Annotated in this window: 16 protein-coding genes and 7 tRNA genes; 9 read left to right on the top strand and 14 right to left on the bottom strand. The window is 69.1% G+C overall.

Annotated features, from left to right (window positions below; translation table 11 throughout):
- Positions 1–369: 369 nt before the first annotated feature.
- From ACY34J_RS22740 to ACY34J_RS22725, 4 genes are all read right to left on the bottom strand, one after another.
- Positions 370–445 (bottom strand) — tRNA-Gly (locus ACY34J_RS22740).
- A 206-nt stretch (positions 446–651) separates the two neighbouring features.
- Positions 652–727: transfer RNA gene (locus ACY34J_RS22735), tRNA-Gly, on the bottom strand.
- 78 nt (positions 728–805) lie between these two features.
- Positions 806–877, bottom strand: a tRNA-Gly gene (locus ACY34J_RS22730).
- Positions 878–962: 85 nt separating this feature from the next.
- Positions 963–1,280, bottom strand: coding sequence for a histone-like nucleoid-structuring protein Lsr2 (locus ACY34J_RS22725; protein WP_462728459.1), 318 nt, complete (start codon positions 1,278–1,280; stop codon positions 963–965).
- 286 nt (positions 1,281–1,566) lie between these two features.
- Between ACY34J_RS22725 and purS the strand changes: the two genes are divergently transcribed.
- The 6 genes from purS to purM all read left to right on the top strand — a co-directional run bounded on the left by purS (position 1,567) and on the right by purM (position 8,623).
- On the top strand, positions 1,567–1,812 hold the full coding sequence (purS, locus tag ACY34J_RS22720; protein ID WP_462728458.1) for a phosphoribosylformylglycinamidine synthase subunit PurS: 246 nt from the start codon (positions 1,567–1,569) through the stop codon (positions 1,810–1,812).
- Complete coding sequence (gene purQ / locus ACY34J_RS22715; RefSeq protein ID WP_462728457.1) at positions 1,809–2,489, top strand: phosphoribosylformylglycinamidine synthase subunit PurQ; 681 nt, start codon at positions 1,809–1,811, stop codon at positions 2,487–2,489. Before purS ends, purQ begins: the two co-directional genes overlap by 4 nt.
- A complete protein-coding gene (purL, locus tag ACY34J_RS22710) occupies positions 2,486–4,759 on the top strand; it encodes a phosphoribosylformylglycinamidine synthase subunit PurL (protein ID WP_462728456.1) in 2,274 nt (757 codons plus the stop codon). The genes purQ and purL overlap by 4 nt, the downstream gene beginning before the upstream one ends.
- Positions 4,760–4,934: 175 nt before the next feature.
- Positions 4,935–5,732, top strand: a complete 798-nt coding sequence (locus tag ACY34J_RS22705) for a sterol carrier family protein (RefSeq protein ID WP_462728455.1) — start codon at positions 4,935–4,937, stop codon at positions 5,730–5,732.
- Between the two features lie 207 nt (positions 5,733–5,939).
- Positions 5,940–7,499 carry an amidophosphoribosyltransferase gene (gene purF / locus ACY34J_RS22700; protein ID WP_462728454.1) on the top strand — a complete coding sequence of 520 codons (1,560 nt, stop codon included), beginning with the start codon at positions 5,940–5,942 and terminating at the stop codon, positions 7,497–7,499.
- Between the two features lie 41 nt (positions 7,500–7,540).
- Entirely contained in the window at positions 7,541–8,623 is a 1,083-nt protein-coding gene (purM, locus tag ACY34J_RS22695) for a phosphoribosylformylglycinamidine cyclo-ligase (protein WP_462728453.1), read from the top strand.
- Positions 8,624–8,725: 102 nt separating this feature from the next.
- On the opposite strand, the gene ACY34J_RS22690 is transcribed toward purM, so the two are convergent.
- Both ACY34J_RS22690 and ACY34J_RS22685 read right to left on the bottom strand, forming a co-directional pair.
- Positions 8,726–8,980 carry a DUF3073 domain-containing protein gene (locus ACY34J_RS22690; RefSeq protein WP_462728452.1) on the bottom strand — a complete coding sequence of 85 codons (255 nt, stop codon included), beginning with the start codon at positions 8,978–8,980 and terminating at the stop codon, positions 8,726–8,728.
- 365 nt (positions 8,981–9,345) lie between these two features.
- Entirely contained in the window at positions 9,346–10,446 is a 1,101-nt protein-coding gene (locus ACY34J_RS22685; protein WP_462728451.1) for a Leu/Phe/Val dehydrogenase, read from the bottom strand.
- A gap of 247 nt (positions 10,447–10,693) precedes the next feature.
- Between ACY34J_RS22685 and ACY34J_RS22680 the strand changes: the two genes are divergently transcribed.
- The gene (locus tag ACY34J_RS22680) at positions 10,694–11,530 is read left to right on the top strand and encodes a hypothetical protein (protein WP_462728450.1); all 837 of its coding nucleotides are present in this window, start codon (positions 10,694–10,696) and stop codon (positions 11,528–11,530) included.
- A gap of 477 nt (positions 11,531–12,007) precedes the next feature.
- A complete protein-coding gene (gene bldC / locus ACY34J_RS22675) occupies positions 12,008–12,214 on the top strand; it encodes a developmental transcriptional regulator BldC (protein ID WP_003949541.1) in 207 nt (68 codons plus the stop codon).
- Between the two features lie 426 nt (positions 12,215–12,640).
- Here bldC and ACY34J_RS22670 read toward each other — a convergent pair whose 3' ends face one another.
- The 8 genes from ACY34J_RS22670 to ACY34J_RS22635 all read right to left on the bottom strand — a co-directional run bounded on the left by ACY34J_RS22670 (position 12,641) and on the right by ACY34J_RS22635 (position 21,086).
- Complete coding sequence (locus ACY34J_RS22670) at positions 12,641–12,871, bottom strand: DUF6274 family protein (RefSeq protein ID WP_462728449.1); 231 nt, start codon at positions 12,869–12,871, stop codon at positions 12,641–12,643.
- A gap of 290 nt (positions 12,872–13,161) precedes the next feature.
- Positions 13,162–13,236 (bottom strand) — tRNA-Asp (locus ACY34J_RS22665).
- Between the two features lie 104 nt (positions 13,237–13,340).
- Entirely contained in the window at positions 13,341–17,276 is a 3,936-nt protein-coding gene (gene hrpA / locus ACY34J_RS22660) for an ATP-dependent RNA helicase HrpA (protein WP_462728448.1), read from the bottom strand.
- Positions 17,277–17,712: 436 nt separating this feature from the next.
- Entirely contained in the window at positions 17,713–18,228 is a 516-nt protein-coding gene (locus ACY34J_RS22655; protein ID WP_462728447.1) for an N-acetyltransferase family protein, read from the bottom strand.
- Positions 18,229–19,176: 948 nt separating this feature from the next.
- Positions 19,177–19,250, bottom strand: a tRNA-Phe gene (locus tag ACY34J_RS22650).
- Between the two features lie 4 nt (positions 19,251–19,254).
- A tRNA-Asp gene (locus ACY34J_RS22645) sits at positions 19,255–19,329 on the bottom strand.
- Positions 19,330–19,366: 37 nt separating this feature from the next.
- Positions 19,367–19,439 (bottom strand) — tRNA-Glu (locus ACY34J_RS22640).
- A gap of 81 nt (positions 19,440–19,520) precedes the next feature.
- A complete protein-coding gene (locus ACY34J_RS22635) occupies positions 19,521–21,086 on the bottom strand; it encodes a metallophosphoesterase family protein (protein ID WP_462728446.1) in 1,566 nt (521 codons plus the stop codon).
- Positions 21,087–21,186: 100 nt separating this feature from the next.
- Here ACY34J_RS22635 and ACY34J_RS22630 point away from each other — a divergent pair, with 100 nt between their 5' ends.
- Complete coding sequence (locus tag ACY34J_RS22630) at positions 21,187–21,537, top strand: metallopeptidase family protein (RefSeq protein WP_462728445.1); 351 nt, start codon at positions 21,187–21,189, stop codon at positions 21,535–21,537.
- The last annotated feature ends 45 nt before the right edge of the window (positions 21,538–21,582 follow it).

The raw sequence follows: 21,582 nt of genomic DNA, 5'->3' as shown, positions 1-21,582 counted from the left end.
CCGAGTAGGCCCACTACGAGGCCGATCCGGCGCCTTGCAGCTGACCGCACCAGGTCACCTCGTTACCGCGCAAACCCTGGCTGACGCGGCACTAGAGGCAATCCCCTCGCCGGGATGCCGCGGCCGCGCCTCTGTGCCGACGCTTGCGCCGGGACACCCCGGGAGTGCCTCCGTCCCGGAGCCAGGCGCAGCCCCCGGCTCCCCGGGGCCTGGGGCGGAGCCCCAGTTACGGGATGGGGACACCTCCCAGCGGTACCAGGAAGAGGGCGGGACGTGGGAAGAGCCCGATCGCAGGCGCCAACCGGCCTCCTCGACCCGGCACGGAACAACGGAGAAGGTCCCGGTCGGATGACCGGGACCTTCTCCCTATGGAGCGGACGACGAGATTCGAACTCGCGACCCTCACCTTGGCAAGGTGATGCTCTACCAACTGAGCCACGTCCGCCTGCGCCGCGCTCGCGCGGTGCGACACCCACTATAGCCAACCTCGTGCCCATGCAACGCACGCTGCCGCATGACGATCCTCACTGCGGCAGCCGGATGTACCAAAATGTGGCGACTGTCACATCTGTCGCTCAAGCCGCTCCAGTGGACAACCTCTAACCGACAACGAAAAAGGCTCCGGTCCAAAGAACCGGAGCCTTATCCGTATGGAGCGGACGACGAGATTCGAACTCGCGACCCTCACCTTGGCAAGGTGATGCTCTACCAACTGAGCCACGTCCGCATTGCCTCCGAACGGCTTTCACCGTCCGGCGCGAACACCACTGTACCTGATCCACCGGAGTGGTCCGACAGTGCTGAGAGCGGGTGACAGGGATTGCACACTGCGCCTCCCTCTTGGAAAGAGGGCGCTCTACTACTGAGCTACACCCGCGGGACCCAGGGGTTTGGCCTTTCGGTCTCGCCCCTCGGCGTGATCCAGACTTTAGCTGATCACCTGGGGTGTCATGCAAGTCCGATCAACGGGCGGCATTGAAGGCCTCGTAGACCTTCTTCGGGATACGGCCGCGCGGCGGGACCTCGTAGCCGTGAGAGCGGGCCCAGGCGCGTACTGCGGCCGGATCCGGGGCGATCGCGGTGTGCCGGTACGTCTTGCCCGACTTGGACCGCTTTCGGCCGGCCTCGACGTAAGGCGCGAGCGCTCCGCGCAGTTTCTTCGCATTGGCAGCGTTGAGGTCGATCTCGTAGAACTTGCCGTCGAGGCCGAAGATGACCGTCTCCGCCGCTTCCCCGCCCTCGATGTCGTCGGAGAGTGTGACCACTACGCGCTGAGCCACGGATATCGGTCCTTTCGTGCGGCACCACCGCGATGACGTGCGAAGACGCGGATGGCCGGGATGTTTGGGGTCAGGCCATTTTCATTTGTACAGCGACAGCCAATGCATTGGGAAGCCCAGTTAATTCCGTTGCGTGTCACTACGCAATGTCGCCGTCGCGTTTTTCCCTGGATTTTCCCCGGCGGTGACAAGTGTGATGCAGCCGTAGAAGATATCTACTCGCGTAGATTTTCGGGCGGGGTAGTCTGAGGACACCGCCTTACGCACCACACCATCGGGAGTGCCAGTGGCACGCGTCGTAGTCGACGTCATGCTCAAGCCGGAGATCCTCGACCCGCAGGGCCAGGCGGTGCAGCGTGCACTGCCCCGCCTCGGCTTCGACGGAATCTCCGACGTCCGCCAGGGAAAGCGATTTGAACTCGAGGTCGAAGGGCCGGTCGACGACGCCGCCCTGGCCCGGATCCATGAGATGGCCGAGACCTTCCTGGCCAACACCGTGATCGAAGACTTCACCGTGAAGGTCGAGTCGTGACGGCTCGTATCGGAGTCATTACTTTTCCGGGGAGCCTGGACGACAGGGACACCCAGCGCGCGATCCGCCTGGCCGGTGCGGAACCGGTTGCTCTGTGGCACCGCGACAAGAGCCTTCAGCAGGTCGATGCCGTGGTGCTTCCCGGCGGTTTCTCCTACGGCGACTATCTGCGGGCGGGTGCCATTTCCCGCTTCTCGCCGATCATGGAAAACGTCATCGACCAGGCCAGGGCCGGTCTTCCGGTCCTGGGCATCTGCAATGGCTTCCAGGTGCTCACCGAAGCACACCTGCTGCCCGGCGCCATGCTCGGCAACGACCATCTGCACTTCATCTGCCGCGAGCAGAAGCTGCGGGTCGAGAACGCTGACACCCTCTGGACCGCCGACTACACCGCCGGTCAGGAGATCCACATCCCGCTGAAGAACATGGACGGCCGCTACGTCGCCGACGAGCGCACGCTGGACATGCTGGAGGCGGAGGGCCGGGTCGCGTTCCGGTACCTGGATGTGAACCCCAACGGTTCGCTGCGCGACATCGCCGGCATCACCAACGAGGCGGGCAACGTCGTCGGCCTCATGCCGCACCCGGAGCACGCCGTCGAGCCGCTGATCGGCACCGGCGGTACCGACGGGCTCGGATTCTTCACCTCGATCCTGAAGAAGCTGGTCAACGCATGACTCTCGACACCGTCAAGCACGCCACCGAAACCCCGGACGTCGAGCAGCCGTGGGCCGAACTGGGCCTGAAGCAGGACGAGTACGAGCGCATCCGCGAGATCCTGGGCCGCCGCCCGACCGGCGCCGAGCTGGCGATGTACTCCGTCATGTGGTCTGAGCACTGCTCGTACAAGTCGAGCAAGGTCCACCTCAAGCAGTTCGGCGAGAAGGCCCCGGTCAATGACGCACTCCTCGTCGGCATCGGCGAGAACGCGGGCGTCGTCGACGTCGGTCAGGGTTACGCGGTCACCTTCAAGGTCGAGTCGCACAACCACCCCTCGTACATCGAGCCCTACCAGGGCGCGGCCACCGGCGTCGGCGGCATCGTGCGCGACATCCTCGCCATGGGTGCCCGCCCGGTCGCCGTCATGGACCCGCTGCGCTTCGGCGCCGCCGACCACCCCGACACCAAGCGCGTCCTGCCGGGCGTCGTCGCGGGCATCGGCGGCTACGGCAACTGCCTGGGGCTGCCCAACATCGGCGGCGAGGTCGTCTTCGACTCCTGCTACCAGGGCAACCCGCTGGTCAACGCCCTGTGCGTGGGCGTGATGAAGCACGAGGACATCCACCTGGCCAAGGCGTCCGGCGCCGGCAACAAGGTGGTCCTCTACGGCGCCCGCACCGGCGGCGACGGCATCGGCGGTGTCTCGGTGCTGGCCTCCGAGACCTTCGACGACAGTAAGCCGGCGAAGCGGCCGGCGGTCCAGGTCGGCGACCCGTTCCAGGAGAAGCTCCTCATCGAGTGCACCCTGGAGATCTTCAAGGAGAAGCTGGTCGCCGGCATCCAGGACCTCGGCGGCGCCGGCCTGTCCTGCGCCACCAGCGAGCTGGCGAGCGCCGGCTCCGGCGGTATGCGCGTCGAGCTCGACACCGTCCCGCTGCGCGATGCGACCCTCTCGCCCGAGGAGATTCTCATGAGCGAGTCGCAGGAGCGCATGTGCGCGATCGTCGAGCCCGACAAGGTCGACCGCTTCCTGGAGATCTGCGAGAAGTGGGACGTCATCGCCACCGTCATCGGTGAGGTGACCGACGGCGACCGGCTGGAGATCTACTGGCACGGCGAGCAGATCGTCGACGTCCCGCCGCGTACGGTCGCCCACGAGGGCCCGGTCTACCACCGGCCCTTCGCCCGTCCGGACTGGCAGGACGCCCTCCAGGCCGACGACCCGAACAAGCTGCCCCGGCCGGCTACGCCGGAAGAACTGCGTGAGCAGGTCCTGAGGGTCGTCGGGTCCCCGAACCAGGCGTCCAAGTCCTGGGTCACCGACCAGTACGACCGGTTTGTGCAGGGCAACACGGTCCTGGCTCAGCCCGAGGACTCCGGCATGGTCCGGATCGACGCGGCGACGGGCCTCGGTGTCGCCGTCGCGACGGACGGCAACGGCCGCTACGCCAAGCTCGATCCGTACGCCGGCGCGCAGCTGGCGCTCGCCGAGGCGTACCGCAATGTCGCCGCCACCGGCGCCCGGCCGCTGGCCGTCTCCGACTGCCTGAACTTCGGCTCGCCGGAGGACCCGGCGGTCATGTGGCAGTTCGCGGAGGCCTGCCGTGGGCTGGCCGACGGCTGCCTGGCGCTGGGCACGCCGGTCACCGGCGGCAATGTCTCGCTGTACAACCAGACCGGAGAGGCCGCCATCCACCCGACCCCGGTGGTCGGCGTGCTCGGTGTGATCGACGACGTCACGCGCCGTACGCCGATGGGGTTCGCCGAGGAGGGGCAGCTGATCTACCTCCTTGGGGACACCAGGGAGGAGCTGGGCGGTTCGGCCTGGTCGCAGGTGATCCACGACCACCTCGGCGGCCTGCCGCCGGCCGTGGACCTGGACCGCGAGAAGCTGCTGGCCGAGATCCTGATCTCCGCCTCTCGTGACGGCATGATCGACGCGGCGCACGACCTGTCGGACGGCGGCCTGATCCAGGCTCTGGTCGAGTCCTGCCTCAAGGGCGGCAAGGGCGCGCGGATCGTCATCCCGGACACCGCATCCGATAGTGGCTCCGCCACGGGTTCCGCGTTCGTCACGCTGTTCTCGGAGTCGGCGGGCCGCGCGATCGTGGCGGTGCCCCGCAGCGAGGAGCTCCGCTTCACCGACATGTGCGGTGCGCGGGGTCTCCCGGCGACGCGCATCGGCGTGGTCGACGGTGACGCGCTGGAGGTCCAGGGGAAGTTCAGCATCCCGCTGGCCGAGCTGCGTGCAGCGTACGAGGCGACGATCCCGGCGCTGCTGGCCTGATCCGCGAGCGCACGCGACGAACGGCCCCGCTCCCGGGTCTCACGGGAGCGGGGCCGTCCGCTTGCTGTCCTGGCCTCGGGTCGCTCAGCGCCGTCACGCAGGCTCAACCTCCGACGTCGGAGGCCTTCCCGCCGATTCCTGCCCTCGCACCGGCCACCGAACTAAGCTCAGCGCCATGTCCACCGCCCAGCGCAAGCCTCGAGCGCGTGCCTACGACTCCGCGAGGATACGGGCCGCTGTCATCGCGCAGTCCCAGCACGTCCGGGCAGCGGCAGCCGGCCTGTCCACCACCCAGTTGGCGCTGCCCACTCGGCTGGGGGACTGGAGCGTCCGCGATCTCGTCGGGCACTTTTCGATGGTCGTGGGCGCCGTCAGCCACTACCTGGAGCTGCCCGAGCCGCCTGCGCAGGAGGTCGCGCTCCTCGACTGGCCGTTCGCGACCGCGGCCCTGGCCGGGCAGATCGATGAGGACACCCGCGGCCTGGCCGCCGCGACCGAGCCGGACGAGCTGCTGACCCGGGCGGCCGACCGGCTCGCCGCGGTCCTGCCGACCGCTCGTGACGACCGGCTGCTGGCGGGGCGCGTCGGTGCCATGCGGCTGGACGACTTCCTGGTCACCCGGTGCGTCGAGCTGGTCGTCCACACCGACGACCTGGCGGCGGCGCTCGGCACCGAGATCCCGTACGACCGTCAGGCGCTCGCCGCCGCGACCCGGCTGCTCGCCGACGCCCTCGCGGCGAAGGCGCCCGGCGGCTCCGTGGAGGTGCGGATCCCGCCGTTCGCCGTGGTCCAGTGCATCGAGGGGCCGCGGCACACGCGCGGTACGCCGCCGAACGTCGTCGAGACCGACCCGCTGACGTGGATCCGCCTTGCCACGGGCCGTACGGACTGGACCACGGCGCTCGACTCGGCGGCCCTCACCGCCGGCGGCGACCGCGCCGACCTCTCCCCCTACCTGCCACTCCTGGGCTAGAGCTGTCTCGCCCCGAGGGATGAGGCGGACGTCACCCGCCGCGTGGACGGCACAGCGCTGCCGTCAGCCTGACCTGGGGTGCCCTCGCCCGTCCCGAATCATGGACACCGTTTTGGACGCCTTCGCCGCGTTCCGATGGTCACATCGGACAGCTCCCCGCCAGTCCCCGGTTCGGATGAATCCGCAACCTGGCTTAAACTCGGTCGCGTGCCACGTGGTGACGGACGACTCAACCACGATCTCCTCCCGGGTGAGAAGGGCCCCCAGGACGCCTGCGGCGTCTTCGGTGTCTGGGCCCCGGGTGAAGAGGTCGCCAAGCTCACCTATTTCGGGCTGTATGCGCTGCAGCACCGTGGACAGGAGTCCGCGGGCATCGCGGTGAGCAACGGCTCACAGATCCTCGTCTTCAAGGACATGGGCCTGGTCTCGCAGGTCTTCGACGAGACATCCCTCAGCTCCCTGCAGGGCCATATCGCTGTCGGTCATGCCCGCTACTCGACCACCGGCGCCTCGGTGTGGGAGAACGCGCAGCCGACCTTCCGCGCCACCGCGCACGGATCGATCGCACTCGGCCACAACGGCAACCTGGTCAACACCGCCGAGCTGGCGGAGCTGGTCGCCTCGCTGCCCCGCGAGGGCGGCCGCGCCACCCAGGTCGCCGCGACCAACGACACCGACCTCGTCACGGCCCTGCTCGCGGGCCAGGCCGACGAGGACGGCAATCCGCTGACCGTCGAGCAGGCCGCCCCGCGCGTGCTGCCGCAGGTCAAGGGCGCCTTCTCGCTGGTCTTCATGGACGAGCACACCCTGTACGCCGCCCGTGACCCGCAGGGCATCCGGCCGCTGGTCCTCGGCCGCCTCGAGCGTGGCTGGGTGGTCGCCTCCGAGACCGCCGCCCTGGACATCGTCGGCGCCTCCTTCATCCGGGAGGTCGAGCCGGGCGAGATGATCGCCATCGACGAGAAGGGCCTGCGCAGCTCCCGCTTCGCCGAGGCCCGGCCCAAGGGCTGCGTCTTCGAGTACGTCTACCTCGCCCGCCCCGACACCGACATCGCGGGCCGCAACGTCTACCTCTCCCGCGTGGAGATGGGCCGCCGTCTGGCCCAGGAGGCCCCCGCCGACGCCGACCTGGTGATAGCCACTCCCGAGTCCGGGACCCCGGCCGCCGTCGGATACGCCGAGGCCAGCGGTATCCCGTACGGCTCCGGTCTGGTGAAGAACTCCTACGTCGGCCGGACCTTCATCCAGCCCTCGCAGACCATCCGCCAGCTCGGCATCCGGCTCAAGCTCAACCCCCTCAAGGAAGTCATCAAGGGCAAGCGCCTGGTCGTCGTCGACGACTCGATCGTCCGCGGCAACACCCAGCGCGCGCTCGTCCGGATGCTCCGCGAGGCCGGCGCGGCCGAGGTCCACATCCGGATCTCCTCGCCGCCGATCAAGTGGCCGTGCTTCTTCGGCATCGACTTCGCCACCCGCGCCGAGCTGATAGCCAATGGCCTGTCGGTCGAGGAGATCGGCAAGTCGCTGGGCGCGGACTCGCTGGCGTACATCTCCCTCGACGGCATGATCGAGGCGACCACGATCGCCAAGCCGAACCTGTGCCGTGCCTGCTTCGACGGTGAGTACCCGATCGAGCTGCCGGATCCGGAGCTGCTGGGCAAGCACCTCCTGGAGTCGGAGGCTTCCGTGCCCGCGCGCAGCGACGTCGACGGCGTCGCCACGCTGACCTCCGGCCCCGGTGGCGCCGACTCGCTCCGCCGCCCCTAGCCCGCACACGCCTGTCACCCGACACGAAAGATCCCATCGTCATGTCCTCGGAGACCACTGGGACCACCGGTGCCAGCTACGCAGCAGCGGGCGTCGACATCGAAGCGGGCGACCGCGCCGTCGATCTGATGAAGGAGTGGGTGAAGAAGGCCACCCGCCCGGAGGTCGTCGGCGGCCTCGGCGGCTTCGCCGGCCTCTTCGACGCCTCCGCCCTCAAGCGCTACCAGCGGCCGCTGCTCGCCTCCGCCACCGACGGCGTCGGCACCAAGGTCGACATCGCCCGCCAGATGGGCATCTACGACACCATCGGCCACGACCTGGTCGCCATGGTGATGGACGACATCGTCGTCTGCGGCGCCGAGCCGCTGTTCATGACCGACTACATCTGCGTCGGCAAGGTCTACCCCGAGCGGGTCGCCGCGATCGTCAAGGGCATCGCCGAGGGCTGTGTCCTGGCGGGCTGCGCCCTGGTGGGCGGCGAGACCGCCGAGCACCCCGGCCTGCTCGAGCCGGACGATTTCGACGTCGCCGGCGCGGGCACGGGCGTGGTCGAGGCCGACCGGGTGCTGGGCGCGGATCGTATCCGTACGGGTGACGCGGTCATCGCCATGGCGTCGTCCGGACTTCACTCCAACGGGTACTCACTGGTCCGGCATGTGCTCTTCGACCGGGCCGGGTGGTCGCTGGACCGGCAGGTCCCGGAGTTCGGCCGGACGCTCGGCGAAGAGCTGCTCGAGCCCACCAAGATCTACTCGCTGGACTGCCTGGCGCTCACCCGGACCACCGAGGTGCACGCCTTCTCGCACATCACGGGCGGCGGGCTGGCGAACAACCTGGCCCGGGTCGTCCCGGACGAGCTGCACGCGACGGTGGACCGCTCCACCTGGACCCCGGGGCCGGTGTTCGACCTGGTCGGGCGGCTGGGCTCGGTGGAGCGGCCGGAGCTGGAGAAGACGCTCAACATGGGCGTCGGCATGATCGCGGTCGTGCCGCAGGAGTCGGTGGACGTGGCGCTGACGACCCTCGCCGACCGGGGCGTGGACGCCTGGGCCGTCGGCGAGATCACCGAGCGCGGCGCGCACACCGAGGCCGTGACACTGACCGGGGACTACGCCACGGCGTGAGGGCACTCGTCGGCCGTATGAGGGCAGCGCAGAACCCGGTCCGGGACAGGGCCCGGACCGGGTCATGGACGTACGAGAGGAGCCGCGGGCAGCTGCCCGTGGTCAGGCCCGCCGACGGTGCGAAGAGTGGTCGGACGGCTCGTCCTCGTCCTCGTCCTCGTCGTTGTACAGCTCCGCGTACCGTGCGTACGGGTCGTCGTCCAGCTCATCGTCCTCGAAGCGCTCGCCGTTCGGCGGCTGATTCGACGTCGATGCGCCCAGCTCCTCAGCCAGGCGTGTGAGGTCGGTCCCACCGCTGTTGTACTTCAGCTGGCGGGCGACCTTCGTCTGCTTGGCCTTGGCCCGGCCGCGCCCCATGGCTCGACCCCCTCAACGACGGGGCTCGACGGCCCCAGAGTCTTGACACGCGTTCATGAGTAGGAGCGGACTCTCGAAGGAGAGACCGGTCCGGTAGTGGTTCAACGGTACCTGCTTCCGCGCCCATACGGTACGTCGCCCGCAGGACGCGCCACGCCGCAGGACCCGCAAGGAGCCTCGTCCTCGCTGGTCAGCTGTGATTTTACCTTCTGTTGCGGATCGACCCGCCGAAGGGTCGTGAGTCTTCTCTCGTTGGGCTCCCCCATGAGCCGTTTCACGGCGGGGCCGCTCCGCGCGCAGGGGCAGATTTTCGGCCGTTTCGGCCGGCCGCACCTCCCTCGCGAAGCGGCACCACCGGTGTGGCGTCACACCGCGCGGGCCTCCGCCATGCGCTGCTCGGCGAGGCGGTCCGCGGCGGCCGCCGGCGGAATGCCGTCGGCCTTGGCCCGCTCGAAAATGGCCAGCGTCGTGTCGTAGATCTTCCTGGCCTTGGCCTTGGCCCGCTCGAAGTCGAAGCCGTGCAGCTCGTCCGCCACCTGGATCACGCCACCGGCGTTCACGACGTAGTCCGGGGCGTAGAGGATGCCGCGGTCGGCGAGGTCCTTCTCGACGCCCGGGTGGGCGAGCTGGTTGTTGGCCGCGCCGCAGACGACCTTCGCGGTGAGGGTGGGGACCGTGTCGTCGTTCAGCGCGCCGCCCAGGGCGCACGGGGCGTAGACGTCCAGGCCGGGCGTACGGATCAGCGAGTCCGTGTCGGCGACGGCCTTGACGTTCGGGTGCTTGGCCCGGACCCGGTCCACCGACTCGGCGCGGACGTCCGTGATCACGACCTCGGCGCCGTCCTCCAGCAGGTGCTCCACGAGGTGGTGGCCGACCTTGCCGACGCCCGCGATGCCGACAGTGCGGCCGCGCAGCGTCGGCTCGCCCCACAGGTGCTGCGCGCTGGCCCGCATGCCCTGGAAGACGCCGAAGGCGGTCAGGACGGAGGAGTCGCCGGCGCCGCCGTTCTCAGGCGAGCGGCCGGTGGTCCACCGGCAGGTGCGGGCGATGACGTCCATGTCCGCGACGTAGGTGCCGACGTCGCAGGCGGTGACGTAGCGGCCGCCGAGAGATGCGACGAAGTGCCCGTAGGCGAGCAGCAGCTCCTCGCTCTTGAGCCGGTCCGGGTCGCCGATGATCACGGCCTTGCCGCCGCCGTGGTCGAGCCCGGCGAGCGCGTTCTTGTACGACATGCCGCGGGCGAGGTTGAGCGCGTCCAGGACGGCCTCCTCGTCGGAAGCGTAGGCGTGGAAGCGAGTGCCGCCGAGGGCGGGGCCGAGCGCGGTCGAGTGGATGGCGATAACGGCCTTCAGGCCGCTCTCGCGGTCCTGGCAGAGAACGACCTGCTCGTGGCCGCCCTGATCGGACCGGAAGAGAGTGGTGAGCACGCCGAGGTGGTCGGCTGGCGCAGGAGCTACGTCGGTCACTGTGGTGACTCCCGAAGACGTGGAGGAACGCCCTCCGGCGGGTGGGGGGAGGGCCGGACGGCCTCAGGGTAGATCCTGCGGGCACCCGGGAGCACCGGGGTGCGCCCGAGTCACGCCCGAGTGGGCGTATGCGGACCGCGATTCCGGCAGTGGCCGGGTGCCCCGGATCAGCCTCCGTCAGTGGTCGGACGTGGGACGATCGGACCGGCAGAGCGGTAACTCCCGGCAACGACGGAGGAGCAGGCGCGTGGGTCCGGCGTCATCGGTGATGGTCCCGTACACGGCATATCTGCGGGTCTATGAACCGCTGGCCGCGTTCCCTGAGCCCGAGCGCTCCCACTGGTATCGCTATGCGGAGCGCGAGGAGCTGCCCACGGCTCAGGACGAGCTGCGCCGGGCGCTGGCGGACCTGCTGCCGGTGCCGCCCGTCCCGGTGCCCGTACACGAGAGCAGCGACGCCTTCATCGCGGTCGTGGACGGCGTGACCTGCGTCTGCCCCTGGCGCACCCGATTGCGCGGCTGGCTGGCCCTGGAGCAGCTCGCCAAGGAGCTTCCGGAGCCGGTGCTGGACGCGGTGCTGCCGCCGGTGGTGCGCGGGCAGGCGGTGGCGGACTACGAGCGGTGGCGGGAGCGCAATCCCGACGCCAGGCCGTGGATCCGGTCGGCCACCTGGCATGTGCCGGTGCGGTGGTTCGTGCTCTTCTCCGACGAGGAGCGGGAGTATGTGAAGGACGCCGAGGAGCCCGTGCTGCGCTACCGCACTCCGATGGTGCAGGCGCGACGGCGGGTGGCGCGGGGCCTGAAGGTGCTGCGGGAGGCCCTCGATGAGGGACCGCTGATCGAGGGCCTGGAGAAGGTCGGCAGGTGGCTCGAGGAGTTCCATCCGCGGTCCCTGGTGGAGTTGGACTACGGCGGCTTGGTGCATGCTCTTCCCGAAGGGCAGCTCGCCGACGATCATTCTGCTGCGGATGTGGCGGAGGGGCTGGCGGCGCTGCGGGAGGGTGACGGGGCGCGGGCGGGTGAGGCGTACGAACGGCTCACGGACCGCTGGCGCGTGGTCCGGGAGCGGCAGTTCGCGAGTTGAGCCGGGACCTCGAGGCCTCGGGGCCCAAGGACCCAGGACATTGGTCCTGATCCGGGCCATTGAGGCAAGCGTGACCTACAGCACTAAGCCGGGCCTTGCCCTCATCCCCTGCCCTCGTGTCAAAATAGGACAAGGAGTCCGGGACGGGCTCCTTCCGTTCAACTATGGGCGGAAAGATCGGTATTGCACTTCTTGGGTGTCTCGTACCCGCTGATCACGTTGTGACTGATCGTCACTGCCGAGTGACTGTCCGTTATGGCATGGTCCATCGGCTTCCGTCGAGGTTGAACACCTGAGAGGGCAATTCCATCGGTTTGGCCGACGCGGCTGGACAGATGGTGTAGTTGTAGTGCCGAGGACAAGCCGTTCGTCCTATAACCGACTCGGCCTGCGTGCGCCATTTCGGGCAACGTGGGTCAAGGTGCAGAATTTAGAGGAAAGAACCGTGATGGTTCGGTTCTCCCGAGGAGGCCGCTCATGACCGCTCGCACCCCTGATGCCGAGCCGCTGCTGACCCCGGCTGAGGTTGCCACGATGTTCCGCGTGGACCCGAAGACGGTCACGCGCTGGGCCAAGGCAGGCAAGCTCACGTCCATCCGCACGCTTGGTGGGCACCGCCGTTACCGCGAGGCCGAGGTCCGCGCGCTGCTCGCGGGTATCCCGCAGCAGCGCAGCGAGGCCTGAACAACCGCATAACCGGGCAATTCCGGGCCCCCACCCCGGCTAGCAGCCCGACTGGCTCCATACGACGGGCGCCTGCCCCAACAGGCTCCATATCCCTCACGCACGGGGGTGCGTCGTCGATCGCGCTGGACTCCGCCGGGTCCAGCGCGATCTTTTTGTGTCCGAGACCTCAAGGTTGCCTTCGTGAGCCGTGGTTGGGCGGCGTCGCGGGGCCGCGGATCGCTGATCGGTGGTGGCGCGGCGGCCCTTCGAACGCCTCCTGCAACCCTCTTCAGTGGTCGTGCAATTGCACATATTAAATTGAGGCTCTGTAAGAGGTGTGTAAGATGCGCCGTTCGGCAAACTCGTTGCGTGACTCCCGTCACAGGCCCCACAGGTTGTACCGGACGGTAACCCTGCGATATTGGGCAGTTGAGGAGTCGTGGATCACGTGTCGGCGGAAGGTTCGTCCGTCTCCTCGTCGCCGCTCGGCGTGGCCCGGGCGGTGCTGCTCCCGGCCAGGTCCCGGTCCGGTTCCCGGTCCCCTGCCGGTTCCATGGCAAGGCGGAGCAGGCGCCGGCAGATGGGGCAGTGCCGGGTGAGATGGCGGTAGCTGGCGGCGGCCGACAGATGGGCTCTCAGCAGCGCTCTCGTCTCATGCCTCGCGGATGTCGTCATGCGCGGACCTCCCCAGCAGCCCCCTGTCCCCTGATGCCTGGGTACCCGCCGCACGGGGAAGCAGTCAAGACGCCAGAAAGCCCGGATCCTGGGGGATCCGGGCTTCGCGGTGCGGCTCTGACGGGATCTGCTGCATCCAATTGCGGCTCCTCCCCCAGCCTTCGGCCGAGTGGGGGTGCCCCCAGCGGTAGCTGGGGGAGTGCCCCCAGGGCGCCGCCTCTGGCGCCTGGTTGGGCTGTTGCGCAGCAGCGAGGCCCGCATCCTCGTGGGATGCGGGCCTCGCTTCGGTGCGGTCCTGACGGGATTTGAACCCGCGGCCTCCACCTTGACAGGGTGGCGAGCACTCCAAACTGCTCCACAGGACCAAGCTGTCACGACTCCTCGCACTTTCGTGCCGCTCGGTGCCGCGAGATGAGACTCTACAGCAGGTCAGACGCTTCGGTCGAACTCACTCTTGGCGATGGTGGCGTCACGGCGCCGCCGCGTCGATCGCTTTTATGATCCGCTTGTCCGACACCGGATACGCCGTCCCCAGGGCATGCGCGAAGTAGCTGACCCGCAGCTCCTCGATCATCCAGCGGATCTCCCGCACCTCCGCCGGGACCGGCCGTCCCTGCGGAAGCCGCTCCAGCAGCCAGGCGTACTCGTCCTGCATCTCCTTCACCTTCGCCATCCGGGCGCGGTCCCGCTCGGCGTTGTTCGGAAGCTGCTGGAGCCGCCGGTCGGCGGCGACCAGGTAGCGCAGCAGGTCCGGAAGCCGGCGCACGCCGTGCTCGGTCACGAAACCCGGCTTGATGAGGCCCGCCAGCTGCTCCTTGATGTCGGTCAGCGACGGTACGAGGGACAGCGATGTGGTGGCCTTCAGCCGGCGCTCACAGGACTGCCAGGCCGCCAGCACCTCCTGGACCTTCCGCACCGTGTCCATCGTCGCGTCGACCAGGTCGGCGCGTACAGCGTCGTACAGCTTCCGGAAGGACTCCTCGTCCCACGCCGGGCCGCCGTGCGTCGCGATCAGCTTGTCGGCGGCCGCCGTCACGCAGTCCTCGAACAGGGCCTGCACGCTGCCGTGCGGGCTGCGCGACAGCGCGAGCTTGGCCTGGTTGCTCAGCTTGTCCTGGGCGAACTTGGCGGGATTGGACGGGATGCCCAGCAGGATCAGCCGACGGGTGCCGCGCCACATCGCCTCGGCCTGCTCCGGCTCGGTGTCAAAGAGCCGTACGGCGACGGAGGCGCCCTCGTCGACCAGTGCCGGGTACGCCTTGACGGGCTGGCCGCCCCGCCGGGTCTCGAAGGTGCGGGGCAGTGCGCCGATCGTCCACTGCGTCAGGCCCGTGCGCTGCTCGATGCCGCTGGTGTCCGCGGCCTTGGAGATCGCCGCCCGCGTCTTGGGCTTGAGCCGGAGCTTGAGCGCTTCCAGGTCCTTGTCCTCGGCCAGCTTGCGCCGTCGCTCGTCCACCACCCGGAAGGTGATCTTCAGGTGGTCGGGGACCTTCGACCAGTCCCAGTCCTCGACGTCGATCCTCACGCCCACCATCCGCTGGAGTTCGCGGGTGAGCGCGACCGTCAGCGGCTCCTGGACCGGAACCACCGTGTCGAGGAAGCGCTTGGCGTAGTTCGGCGCCGGGACGTAGTTACGGCGGACCGGCTTGGGCAGGGACCGGATCAGCTCGGTGACCAGTTCCTCCCGCAGGCCCGGGATCTGCCATTCGAAGCCGTCGGGGGTGACCTGGTTGAGCACCTGCAGCGGGATGTGGACGGTCACACCGTCGGCGTCCGCGCCCGGCTCGAACTGGTAGGTCACCCGGAACTTCAGCTTCCCCTGGCGCCAGGAGTCCGGGTAGTCGTCCTTGGTGACGCCCTCCGCCTGCTCGTTGATGAGCATCGACTTCTCGAAGTTGAGTAGCTCCGGCTCCTCCCTGCGCTTGCTCTTCCACCAGGAGTCGAAGTGGGCACCGGAGACGACGTGCTCGGGGATGCGCTGGTCGTAGAAGTCGAAGAGGGTCTCGTCGTCCACGAGGATGTCGCGGCGCCGCGCACGGTGCTCCAACTCCTCGACCTCGCCGAGCAGTTTGCGGTTGTCGTGGAAGAACTGGTGGTGAGTGCGCCAGTCGCCCTCGACGAGCGCGTTGCGGATGAACAGCTCGCGGCTGGTTTCCGGGTCGATCCGCCCGTAGTTGACCTTGCGCTGGGCGACGATCGGCACGCCGTACAGCGTCACCCGCTCGTACGCCATCACCGCCGCCTGCTTCTGCTCCCAGTGCGGCTCGCTGTAGGTGCGCTTGACCAGGTGCTGGGCGAGCGGCTCGACCCACTCCGGCTCTATCTTCGCGTTGACCCGCGCCCACAGCCGGGAGGTCTCCACCAGTTCCGCGGACATCACCCAACGGGGCGGCTTCTTGAACAGCGCCGAGCCGGGGAAGACCGCGAACTTGGCGCTGCGGGCGCCCAGATACTCGTTCTTGTCGGTGTCCTTCAGGCCGATGTGCGACAGCAGGCCGGCCAGCAGCGCGGTGTGGATCTGCTCCGGGGTGGCATCCGTGTCGTTGAGGTGGATGCCCATGGTCTTGGCGACCGTACGCAGCTGGCTGTAGATGTCCTGCCACTCGCGTATCCGCAGGTAGTTCAGGAACTCATTGCGGCACATCCGCCGGAACGCGGAGGAGGACAGCTCCTTCTGCCGCTCGCGGATGTACTTCCACAGATTGAGGAAGGCCAGGAAGTCGGAGTTCTCGTCCTTGAAGCGCGCGTGCTGCTGGTCCGCCTGCTGCTGCTTGTCGGTCGGGCGCTCGCGCGGGTCCTGGATGGACAGGGCGGCCGCGATCACCATGACCTCGCGGACGCAGCCGTTGCGGTCGGCCTCCAGGACCATACGGGCCAGCCGCGGGTCCACGGGCAGCTGCGAGAGCTTGCGGCCGACCGGGGTGAGCCGCCGCCCCTTCTGTCCCGGCCGGGGGGACTTCAGCTTGTCGAGCGCGCCCAGTTCCTCCAGGAGCTGGATGCCGTCCTTGATGTTCCGGTGGTCCGGCGGATCGATGAACGGGAACTTCTCGATGTCGCCGAGCCCGGCCGCGGTCATCTGGAGGATGACGGAGGCCAGGTTCGTCCGCAGGATCTCGGCGTCGGTGAACTCCGGCCGGGAGAGGAAGTCCTCCTCGGAGTACAGCCGGATGCAGATGCCGTCGGCGGTACGGCCGCAGCGGCCCTTGCGCTGGTTGGCGCTGGCCTGCGAGATCCGCTCGATGGGCAGCCGCTGCACCTTGGTGCGGTGGCTGTAGCGGGAGATACGGGCGGTGCCCGGGTCGATGACGTAGCGGATGCCCGGGACGGTCAGCGAGGTCTCCGCCACGTTCGTGGCGAGGACGATGCGCCGGCCCGTGTGCCGCTGGAAGACGCGGTGCTGCTCGGCGTGCGACAGCCGCGCGTACAGCGGCAGCACCTCGGTGAAGGGGAGCCTCTTCTTGAGCAGGGCGTCGGCGGTGTCGCGGATCTCCCGCTCGCCGGAGAGGAAGACCAGGATGTCGCCCGGGCCCTCGGCCTGGAGCTCGTCGACGGCGTCACAGATGGCGGTGATCTGGTCGCGGTCCGCGTCCTCGCCCCCCTCTTCGAGGAGCGGGCGGTAGCGGACCTCGACCGGATACGTACGCCCCGACACCTCGACGATCGGCGCGTCGCCGAAGTGGCGGGAGAAGCGCTCCGGGTCGATGGTGGCGGAGGTGATCACGATCTTGAGGTCGGGGCGGCGAGGCAGCAGCTGCGCGAGATAGCCGAGGATGAAGTCGATGTTGAGGCTGCGCTCGTGGGCCTCGTCGATGATGATCGTGTCGTACTGGCGCAGCTCGCGGTCCGTCTGGATCTCCGCGAGCAGAATGCCGTCGGTCATCAGCTTGACGAGGGTGTCGTCGCCCACCTGGTCGGTGAAGCGGACCTTCCAGCCGACCGTCTCGCCGAGCGGCGTCCGCAGCTCCTGCGCCACGCGCTCCGCGACCGTACGGGCCGCGATGCGGCGCGGCTGGGTGTGGCCGATCAGGCCGCGGACCCCGCGGCCCAGCTCGAGGCAGATCTTGGGGATCTGGGTGGTCTTGCCGGAGCCGGTCTCGCCCGCGACGATCACGACCTGGTGGTCGCGGATCGTCTCCAGGATCGTTTCCTTCCGCTGGCTGACCGGCAGCTGCTCGGGGTACGTGACCTCGGGCACGGCGGCGCGGCGGTTCGCGATGCGCAGTTCGGCCTGCTCGACCTCGGCGGCGATCTCCGCCAGGACCGCCTGCCGGGCCTCGGGCTTACGGATCTTGCACGCGCCGTCGAGACGCCGCCCGAGCCGGCGCTCGTCGCGCAGCATCAGCTCGGGCAGCCGCTCCTGGAGCGCGGCGAGGGTGGCGGGCGCGGTGGGCAAGGAAGTAGGCATACCTGGTCAAGGATCTCACCTCGCCGAATGAAGTGCCGAACCATTTCTCTCGCCGAGTCGGCCGCTCCGCGCCCGCGGGCCGACGCACCGCGCCGGCGGCGCGCGCCCCGCATCTCGCGCCTGCGGCCCGTGCCCAGGACACCGACGGCGAGCATCGCCGTCACGGCTACCAGCGCGCCGGTCGTTACGGCGCGTCGGTGGGGGGTGCGTCTCACGCGGGACTCCTTCTGCCGGGGCCGCGATGGGTATCGCGGCCAGGTGGGGTTACTGGACGGCAAGGGTGTGCTCCCAGCGCCTGCGGCGCGTTTCCTCCCCCGCCCACCCGGCCCTTTGTGAGGGCGGGTGGGCGGGGAGGCACCGCGGCGCGGAGCGCCCGGGGGTGCAGGTCCGGAGCCGTACGCGGGACACGTGGTCCTCAGCGGCCCCGGAGCCCTCGCTACAGCGGGATGCTGATGTCCAGGACGGGCCCCATCGCCCGGGCCGGCGCCGCGTCCAGGCTCTCCAGAACATGGAGCATCGGCGCATTGCCCGCCGCTACCACAGCGGTCAGCGTGTGGTGCCCTGCTTGGCGGGCCACGGCGGCCGCGTGCGCGGCCAGCGCGGTGCCCAGTCCCCTGAACTGCCATGCGTCCTCGATGAGGATGGCGAGTTCCCCCACCCCTTGCTGATCGGTCCGCATGACGTTCGTCATAGCGATGATGTGGTCCATGCGCTGGCCAGGGGTTGTGACCAACGTGGTGCCGCGCTTCGGGTCCGAGAGCTGCCGCCATTCGGCGGGAGACAGCACGGTCTTACCCGCGTGATAGCGCATGGCTCGGCTGTCCAGCGAGCAACGGAGGTGCAGCGCCTGGATCGGTCCCAGGTCGGAGGGGGTCACCTCCCGGGTTCGGGTGGTGGTGCCGTCGGACAGCGTGATCGGGTATGCGGTGCCTCGAGTACAGGCATCAGGCATACGGCGGTCTCCTCACAATTGCGATCGTGACGGCTGTGCCGCGCAGCCCCATGCAGGGTGCGTGTCCGGCTTTGTTGCGTAAGCAGTCTTTTTGTCGCTCCCCGGCGGACTCAAGAGGGAATCCGGCCACGTACATTACACAACGCTCATGCAAGGTCACACAGGGGAGGGGAAAAGGTGCATGAATGCGGACGGCCCCGTAGGTGAATGCCCAGGTTCCGGCCTTGCCGAGGCCGGGATTTCCACAAGTGGAAGCTTGGCTCCCTCTAGTGTCAGATGCTGACACCTTTGCGTAAGCGACCGTATGCCAGCCCGATGGGGGGCTTTCCCGCTCGCCACGGGACGAGCTCGCCACGGGACGAGGGGTCCGAGTGAACCCGAACGGTGCCCGCTGGGGCTGCGCGCATGGTGATGGTGGCCGCGCCGCACCTGCGCCCCTGCAGCAGGCTGCCGCGGAACCGCACCGCGCCGACGGGGGAGTGCGGATCCAGTGCGACCGCTCGTGTGGACTCCCCCGCGCGGGGGCTGACCGCATGCCGCGCGGCGCCCGTTCGCGTACGGGTTGCCGTTTCGCGGGCGAGGCGCCCGGGCGGAGTCCTCTACGCCGAAGGCGGGCACGGCCGGCATTTACGCCGAAGGCGGGCACGGCCGGCATTGACGGCGAGGTCGTGTCCGGCCCCCTGGCAGCTGACACCCTCACCGTCGCGCCGATCGAGGCGAACCCCAATCCGGACTGCGCCACCGCAGGGCTGAAGCCTCACCTTCAGCGCGGCGGAGCCGGCCTTCGGCTGAGCGACCGTTCCCAAGTCGTCATGTCAGGGGAGCGGCTGGGACTCCAAGGATCTCGACTTCGGAGAGCGGCTTCTCTGACCCCGTTGGCGTACGGGCCTACGGGCCGCCGTAGCAGATACAAAAAATCCGCCCCCGTCGACGACGGGGGCGGGACGGTGGCTGGGGCCGGGGTCGAACCGGCGACCTTCCGCTTTTCAGGCGGACGCTCGTACCAACTGAGCTACCCAGCCGCAGCGGTCCTGACGGGATTTGAACCCGCGGCCTCCACCTTGACAGGGTGGCGAGCACTCCAAACTGCTCCACAGGACCAAGCTCGTGCGAAACCAGTCTCGCACAGGGTGTTGCGTGCCCCCAACGGGATTCGAACCCGTGCTACCGCCTTGAAAGGGCGGCGTCCTGGGCCACTAGACGATGAGGGCTGATGGCCCACCTGGGCGCTTGTCGGCGCCGTCGGGGACGTGAGAAGCATATGGGATGGGGGGAGTGTTCGCCAAAACGGTTTACGGAACCGTCGGTGACGGGCTCCCTCCCGGCCGGTTCTCGTCCGGCAGATGGCGGCTGACCTCGGCCCTTGACAGGCCCAGCCCGCCCAGGATGATCTCGTCCCACGCCTGGAGCAGCCGGGTGTTCCGGTCCAGGTAGAGCACGGACGCCTGTACATCCGTCGGCTTTTGCTTCTCCACCGCCCGCAGCCCGCTGCCGCCCGTGGAGCCCTCGACCATCAGCCGGGTGCCATGCGTCAGGACACTCGTCGTCCGGTGGTGCAGATGCCCGGCCAGGGCCAGCGGGACGGTGCCGTCGGTCTCCGCCGCGGCCACCGGGTTGTGGGCGATGGCGATGTCCACCGGCTTGCCCGCTGCCCGCTGGGCCCGGATCGACGCGGCCAGCTCGCGGCCCACGCGCCGCTCGGCCGGGTCCCCGGCGGCGACGACCGAGCGGTCCGGGGTGAACTGCGGGTCGCCGATGCCCGCGATCCGCAGCCCCGCCACCCGCACCGACTTCCCGGCGTCGACGACGTGGATGCCCTTGCGCTTCTTCATCGACTTCTGGGTGGCGTCGGAGTCGTGGTTGCCGCGCACCCACACGTACGGGGCGCCGAGGTCCGAAATGGGGTCGAGGAAGCCGTTCTCGGCTTCGGTGCCGTGGTCCATCGTGTCGCCCGTGTCGATGATCACGTCGATGTCGTACTGGTCGACGAGCGACTGGATGATGTGCCAGGCCGCCGGGTTGAGGTGGATGTCGGAGACGTGCAGGACGCGCATCGTCGTCGGGTCCGGCTGGTAGACGGGCAGGTTCGAGGTGGCGTCGTACAGCTTGGTGACGTTGGTGACCAACCGCGCCAACTCCCCCTGGTAGACGTTGAAATCGCTGACGATGCTGCGGGCGTTGCCGACCACGCTGGGGGCGCTGGAGAGCAGCCCGGAGAACTTGGGCTCCAGTACGGACTTGGGGTTCCAGGTGGCGTACGCACTCGCGCCGGACGCGGCGAGCAGGGCCAGGGCCAGACCGCCCGCGGCGAGTGCGCGCCGTGGCCGCCGGTAGACGGCGAGCCCCAGAGCGGTGGCCCCGGCGGCGACGGCGATGCACGAGCGTACGGCCAGGTTCGACGCCCCCGCGCCGACGTCACGGGTGATCTCGTCCTGGAGGCCGGCGATCCGCTCGGGGTGGTGGACCAGGGCCTGCGAGCGCTCGGGGTTGAGCTCGTCGAGATCGACGTCCAGCCGTACGGGCGCGATATGGCTGCGCAGTTCGAGGGAGCCGAGGGGGGACACGTTCACCTTGGTGCCGCCGGTGAGGGACGGGCGCAGGGTCATCCGGGTATCGACGGGGCCCACGGGCGCGTGAACGCTCCCGAAGACCAGCAGCCCGAGCCAGGAGCCGAGAAGCACGACGCAGATCAGTCCGGCGGCGCGTTTGAGGGGATGGGGCGCGGGCTCGGCGGCGAGGGCCAGCTCGGGGCCGCTCGGCTTCGGCCGGAGAGAGGTGACCAGGGTGCGCCAACGGCGCAGCAGGGTCGCGCCCAGTGAGCGTGCGGAATGGGGCGACCGGGAGGGTTCGCGATCCATTGGGGCCGTATGCCCCGGCCCCGCGCTTCCTATGCGGTTTCCGTGGCGCCGTCACCCCAGGCGGCCCCGCGGAGCGGATCCGTGGCGGAGAATGAGTCCCGTGCTGGAGATGACGCGCGAGGAGTTCGAGGAACTGGTCGCCGAGGCCCTGGACCGGATCCCGTCTGAGCTGACGCGGCTGATGGACAACGTCGCGGTGTTCGTCGAGGACGAGCCGCCGAAGGACGATCCGGAGCTGCTCGGGATCTACGAGGGGACGCCGCTGACCGACCGCGGGGAGTGGTACGCCGGGGTGCTGCCGGACCGGATCACGATCTACCGCGGCCCGACGCTGCGGATGTGCGGCTCCCGGGAGGAGGTCGTCGAGGAGACCGAGGTCACGGTCGTGCATGAGATCGCCCACCACTTCGGCATCGACGACAACCGTCTGCACGCCCTGGGGTACGGGTGACAGAGCCCGCGCGACCGCCGCTTCGTGTGAGGCAGCGGAGGCGAT

It is taken from the genome of Streptomyces sp. HSS9-12 (assembly GCF_054963655.1).
This window is presented reverse-complemented; position numbering and strand designations above follow the sequence as displayed.